Origin of the sequence: Desulfonatronospira sp. (assembly GCA_003563255.1) — a bacterium.
Classification (GTDB): domain Bacteria; phylum Desulfobacterota; class Desulfovibrionia; order Desulfovibrionales; family Desulfonatronovibrionaceae; genus Desulfonatronospira.
On record PWSL01000340.1, the window covers coordinates 1 to 6,047 of the forward strand.

General features: G+C 54.7%; 5 protein-coding genes. 2 read left to right on the forward strand and 3 right to left on the reverse strand.

The features are described from left to right. The coding region (locus QZP87_RS09850; protein ID WP_291322748.1) for a glutamate synthase-related protein at nucleotides 1-1,555 on the reverse strand (1,555 nt) is incomplete at its 3' end. Beyond that, entirely contained in the window at nucleotides 1,519-2,649 is a 1,131-nt protein-coding gene (locus QZP87_RS09855; protein ID WP_291322749.1) for a glutamate synthase, read from the reverse strand. The genes QZP87_RS09855 and QZP87_RS09850, both read right to left, overlap by 37 nt. A 1,208-nt stretch (nucleotides 2,650-3,857) precedes the next feature. Here QZP87_RS09855 and sbtA point away from each other — a divergent pair. Next, entirely contained in the window at nucleotides 3,858-4,061 is a 204-nt protein-coding gene (gene sbtA, locus QZP87_RS09860; protein WP_291322750.1) for an SbtA family thio(seleno)oxazole RiPP natural product precursor, read from the forward strand. A gap of 154 nt (nucleotides 4,062-4,215) precedes the next feature. Next, on the forward strand, nucleotides 4,216-5,823 hold the full coding sequence (gene sbtM / locus QZP87_RS09865; protein ID WP_291322751.1) for a thio(seleno)oxazole modification radical SAM maturase SbtM: 1,608 nt from the start codon (nucleotides 4,216-4,218) through the stop codon (nucleotides 5,821-5,823). A 40-nt stretch (nucleotides 5,824-5,863) separates the two neighbouring features. On the opposite strand, the gene QZP87_RS09870 is transcribed toward sbtM, so the two are convergent. Further along, on the reverse strand, nucleotides 5,864-6,047 hold a 184-nt coding region (locus tag QZP87_RS09870), incomplete at its 5' end, for a hypothetical protein (RefSeq protein WP_291322752.1).

The following is a 6,047-nucleotide window of genomic DNA, read 5'->3' on the forward strand; positions in this document are numbered from 1 at the left end:
AGGTGGAGCGGCCCAGGGGTGCCAGTATCTTCCTGATCTCGGTATCAAAGCCAACGTAAACATCCACCACCCGCTCAGCCACCTTTTCCGGGTCCAGGCGGCGGTACAGCCTTGGATCCTGTGAGGTGATCCCCTTGGGACACCGGCCGATATTGCAGATATTGCAACGATCCCCCTCGGTGCCCAGGCAGCCTGCCCCGGCCTGCATGATATATTTGCCTATCTGCACCACACTTGCCCCCAGCATGATCAGTGCCGCGGCATTGGCAGCCAGGTTGCCGTTTTTGCCGGCCCCACCCCCGGCTATCAGGGGCAGTTCGTTCTGCTGGCCCAGTTTGACCAGATTCAGGTAACAGTCCCGCAGGTTGGAGGCTATGGGATGGCCCATGTGATCCATGGAGACATTGTAGGCCGCGCCTGTGCCCCCGTCTTCCCCGTCAATGGCCAGGCCTGAGGCATAAGGATTGCGAGTCAGGTTATTCAGCACCGCCAGAGAGGTGCTGGATGCCGAAATCTTGGGATAAACCGGCACCCTGAACCCCCAGGCCATGCTCATGGACTGGATCATCTTGGCCACGGCTTCCTCGATGGAATACTTGGTCTGGTGCGTCGGGGGACTGGGCAGGCTCACTCCCGGGGGTACACCGCGGATGGCGGCTATAAGCTTGTTGACCTTGTGCCACTGCAAAAGGCCTCCGTCTCCGGGCTTGGCCCCCTGGCCGTACTTGATCTCCACGGCGCAGGGGTCTTCCTTCATTTCCGGCAGGGCATGGATTATCTCGTCCCATCCAAAATAGCCGCTGGCGATCTGCAGGATTACGTACTTGAGAAACCTGGAGCGAAGAAGCCTTGGGGGACATCCCCCCTCCCCGGTACAGATGCGCACGGGCATGCCCAGTTCTTCATTGAGGTAGGCCACCCCCATCTGCAGGCCTTCCCACATATTGGGAGACAGGGCTCCGAAACTCATGCTGCCTATCATCAAAGGATGAATTTCCCGCACCGGAGGGGTCCAGCCGTTTTCCTTCCAGCTTGCAAGGGCTTTGGCCGGAGGCAGAACCCGGCCCAGGAGGGTGCGCAGTTCGAATTCATGACGGCCGGCATCCAGGGCCGGGTCTGTGAGCATGGATATGCGCATGAATTTCATCTGATCCAGGACACTGTCCCCCCGATTGCGCCGGCCGCCCCTGGTCCTTGGCTGCCCTCCCCGGTCCCGGTGAAACCTGAGCATATCCATGGACTCGGACTTTATGGCCGAAATGGAATTGTTGGGGCAGACCAGGTTGCACATGGAGCATCCGATACAGGCATATCCCGGATCAGTCCTCTGCCGGATACCGTGGTAGACTCCGAAGTTGGAGGTGGGCTTTTCCCGGCCTCCCACAAAGGGAACCACTATATTTCTTTTGCGGAAAGTCCCCAGTTCAATGGCATTGACCGGACATACCGCGGTACAGCGCCCGCAAAGGGTACAGGTATTTACGTCCCAGTGTATCTGCCAGGGAAGATCACGCTGACTTAATGTTGAAGGGGTAATGGCTGCGTCTGCCGGCATATCCTGACCTCCTTGCATTCAGGGGAGACTATGGCTGTATCCAGGTGCATGGGTTGAAAATCCAGGGACTTGTCCCGGTCCGGTATCACTGCGTCCAAACCGCAGGCCTCTGATGAAAAGGCATAAAGCCCGGGCCTGCCGCCCACTATGCCCGGGCGGAGCTTCTTGCGGTCCTGGACCATAAACATGGTTTTATCCGGCAGGCATCCGATGACACAGTTGGGGCCGTCGATAATCAGACGTCTGCAGGCCTGCTTTAACCTCTGCAGAAACTCCCGGTCCGGATGAGCTTCCAGGTCGCTGCCCTGCAGGGGCGTAATGACGTGCTTGTAGGCTTCGATACCCAGGCCCATTTCCTTCAGGGTAAAGTGCAGGATATGGGTAAAGACCTCGGAATCCGACTGGTAACCCTCGTAGCCCACAACACCCTGGGTGCTCAGGTATTCTTTGATGGGCACAAAGGCGGTGTTCTCGCCGTTGGTCATGCTGGCGACGCCCTGGATAAAAAACGGGTGACAGGCATACAGGTTGATGCCGTAATTGGTGTTCTGCCTGCCCTGGGCCAGTATCTGACGGGCGCAGAGCTCTTCCCTGTCCAGTCCCAGGTATTGGCCGGTCTCCAGGGGATCACCCACTTCTTTGATGGTAATGACATCCGGCCAGAAACTGAAGACAACCATGTCCTCCTTTTCCTGCCCCATATGCCTCAATTCCAGACGTATCCCGGTCAATTTACGTTCCTGTAAAACAGGCTCCAGTTTTTTAAAAACATCCGGGGGCTCAAAGACCTGTACGAGATAGATCTCGCGTCCAGGCGTACCCGGGGGCGGGTCGCCCCTGGTGTCCAGAGTGAGCTGAAACCGGGGAATAAACCCCAGTTTTGACATGTATTCCTCCATGCGTTTTAACCCGTTCCGGGTGAAAATCCCGGAGAGAACGGGCAGACCCTTATATCTGCTGAAAGGGCCTTCCAGGGAACTGAGAAAAAGCCCCACTCCTGATCCGTCGTGACCCTCCTTCATCATGTCCAGGGCTTCAATGGCCTTCATGGGCGATACACAGGAGGTGCTGATAAGTGAAAACAAGCGGCACATGTTGATTTACTCTCGGGTTGAAGGTGACAGTGAAAGTTGCAACAACTCATTCACGGCCTGAACAGGCCGCATACCGGCGGCCATGCGCAAAGGCAGAGAGCCGTTAACGGCTGCCGATCCCGGGGGCCGGGTCTCAGACATGTTTTGGGCGAGAAACACCTTCCAGGCAGGCCTGAATAAAAATTAGACATCTTTAAAAATAATTTGTCAAGATTGTAATAGAGACTCTGGCCAAAATTTATTACGACCCCAGGCATGCTTTCAAGGCACCAAGCTTAATACCTGGGCCACACCCTAAGCCAGGGCCATGCCTGAGTGCAAGGTAACCATTCATGGGGGCACGGTAGTGACCAATGGCACAAGGCCAGGGGGACTGTCCCCGGGTAATCATTCAGAGGGTCCACGGTGGTGATTACTGGCACGAGGTCTGTTGACTGTCCCCCGCTAGGTAATGATTGTGCAGATTCAACAAATTTCGCGCCTGTAATTTTTGTATTTGTGCAGAAAAAGTGTCGCGGGGACTGTCCCCTGGCCGGCATCTGCCCCCCAAGGAAGGGATCTCATATACCCCCCCCCGGACCCTCCTTGGTTAAGGAGGGTCCGGGGGTGGTTGTACTGGCTCCTTTTTTTATCTTGAGTTGCCCCGGACAGGTTGCTTTTTCCACGCAGGGGTGTGGAAAAGCCTGGATACTGTTACTGCCTGTTTTAAATGCTTATCCATTGTATTAGCCACCAGGCACTGACAACACTCCATGACAAGTTTACTTTTTTGTAAAAAAATAAAAATTGCACAACCTGAAATTCTGGACCTCCATGCATAACACTACAGCGACACTTTATTTGAACTTGAAGGGGACTGGCTCTTTTGCCGCCGAGAGCTCAGCCATTTTACGGTTTGAGTTCGGTAAAAATTGCCTGTCCCCGGTAGTCGATAAGTGCTAATGAAACTTATTCTTGACAATAACCGGGACATAGTAAAATATTCAACAAGATACTCTCCCCCATTAAATCTTTTCTGTATGACTAATAATATGGCTGCCTGAATACATCAATCACGCGGCCGTACTGAACAAAACCCAATAACCAGGGAGGTAGCAATGTGTATATGATTACAGGCTTTCGGAGAAGCTTTTTTTGAGCAACTTTCGAAAGCCGAAAAAGCCAAGGAAGTTTAAGCCGGGACCAAATTAAAAACTCTGGAGGACAAAATGGACGCAAAAGATGCAAAAACATATCTGACCGGCCTTTGCCTTGCCGCCCTGCTGACCGGTGGCGGCTTCGCCGCACCTGGGCCGGCCTTTGGCATGGGTCAAAGCGGATGCTCCACCAATGGAGTCGCCACGGACACAGATAATGGTGATGACAACGACAATGACGATATTGATAAAGAACCCGATGGAAACGGGGCCTGAGAAGGAAACGGCAGCTGATAAGGCTGTCCTGGACGCAGGTCGCGTCCTTTATCTAACTTCCTGCGCCGGCAGGTTGTCGGCGCAGGGATTGAACTTTGTCTTTTTTTATCACCACTCCAGCCAATAATTTTTTATCCCCTGAGCCCGAGCTGTCATGCAACCAAATGAAACAGATCTGGAAAATATATTCCCGGCATGTAAAAGTCTTGTCACCCGGCAGGCCTGGTCCGCTCTGGTCGCCAGAATGGACACGAAGCCGGGCCCGGAAAAATTCCCGGCAGTGATTTCATCTTTGTCTCACAAACTGGAGCTTCCAGAATACCTGGCGGAGCTGGCTGAACTGGAAACAGCCCTCTACAACTGCCTTCAGCTGCGGGACCAGGTACCTTCCAACGTCCACCGGAAAATGATCAACCCCTCCCTGAAAATGCTGGAACTGCACTGGAAAGGACTGGACAAGGTCCTGGAGAGGGCCGGTGATCCAAAGATCCAGCCTGCCTCACAGCCGGAACTTATGCTTGTCTGGTTCGATCCGGCCAGCGGCCGCTCCAGAGCTCAACCAGCAGACCACCGGACTCTGACAGCACTGAAGATAGTCAGTGAAGATCAGCCCATGGGCAGCACCGCCCTGGAGTATAAAGTCAATCTGGCAGAACTGCACCGGGCAGTGGACCAGTCCGCATCCAGAGGCCTGATCCTGGCACCTCGCACCCGGCTTGGCAGGGACCCGGCAATATATCGGCCCCATGATAAGTCTTTCGAGCGCTTTATGCACCCCAGGGTGTTTACCCTGCAATGGCACATTACCCAGGCCTGCGATCTAAACTGCAAACACTGCTACGACCGCTCCTCCCGCAGCCCCATGTCCCTGGAAAGCGCATTTTACATACTGGACGAACTGGAGAAATTCTGCACCCGCAACAATGTCCGGGCCAAAGTCACCTTTACCGGAGGCAACCCCCTGCTTTATCCACATTTTGACCAGCTTTACCTGGAAACAGTCAGACGGGGCTTTCCGGTGAATATCCTGGGCAATCCAGCATCCAGGCAGCGCCTGGAACAACTCCTGACGATTCAGACTCCGTCCATGTACCAGGTGAGCCTGGAAGGTCTGCGGGAACACAACGATTTCGTCCGCCAGCCCGGATACTTTGACCGGGTCATGGAATTTCTGCCCCTTCTCCGGGAACTGGGCATCTCCTCCCAGGTCATGCTGACCCTGACCAGGGACAATATGGACCAGGTTCTGCCCCTGGGCGAGCACCTGCGGGATATGACCGACCTTTTCACCTTCAACAGGCTTTCCGCCGTGGGCGAGGGCGCTTCCCTCTTGATGCCCTCTTACGCCGGATACGAAGCTTTTTTGCGTGAATACATCCGGGCAACCCGGGATAATCCAGTACTGGGCCTCAAGGACAACCTCATCAACAGCATCAGGGATGAAAATGGGCACAAGCCCTTTGGCGGCTGCACAGGGTTTGGCTGCGGTGCAGGCTTTAATTTCGCCACCCTGCTATCTGATGGCGAACTGCATGCCTGCAGGAAATTTCCATCACCTCTGGGAAATATCTTTCAAAACGGGCTTATAAAATCCTATGAGTCTGAGGCCGGCCGGAAATACAGGGCCGGCAGCGAGGCCTGCAGGGGCTGCAGACTGCTGCCTGCCTGCGGCGGATGCCAGGCGGTCATTTACAGCCTGGGACTGGACCCACACAAAGACCGCGATCCCTACTGCTTCTACTCCAACGCTCCGGCCGCATAGAAAATCCTGGACGGCTGCCGGCGTTTTCCTGCCTGTTTTTCTACACTACGCTTTTTACTGAAGCGGGCTTTTGCCCGCAACCCAGATAAGAAAAGAGTTTTTTGCCCACCCCAGTAAAATGGGAAGAAATTTTACGGGGCAGGCAGATCACACCCAGTGAAATCCGTCCCAGTGAAACCCCCTTTGGGGAGTCCCATGGGACTGTTTCACGGGATAAACTGCGC

What these genes read in the sequence shown, in the direction of transcription:
- QZP87_RS09855 (WP_291322749.1), bottom strand. Translation starts at nt 2,649, where the DNA reads ATGTGCCGCTTGTTTTCACTTATCAGCACCTCCTGTGTATCGCCCATG.
- sbtA (WP_291322750.1), top strand. Translation starts at nt 3,858, where the DNA reads ATGGACGCAAAAGATGCAAAAACATATCTGACCGGCCTTTGCCTTGCC.
- sbtM (WP_291322751.1), top strand. Translation starts at nt 4,216, where the DNA reads ATGCAACCAAATGAAACAGATCTGGAAAATATATTCCCGGCATGTAAA.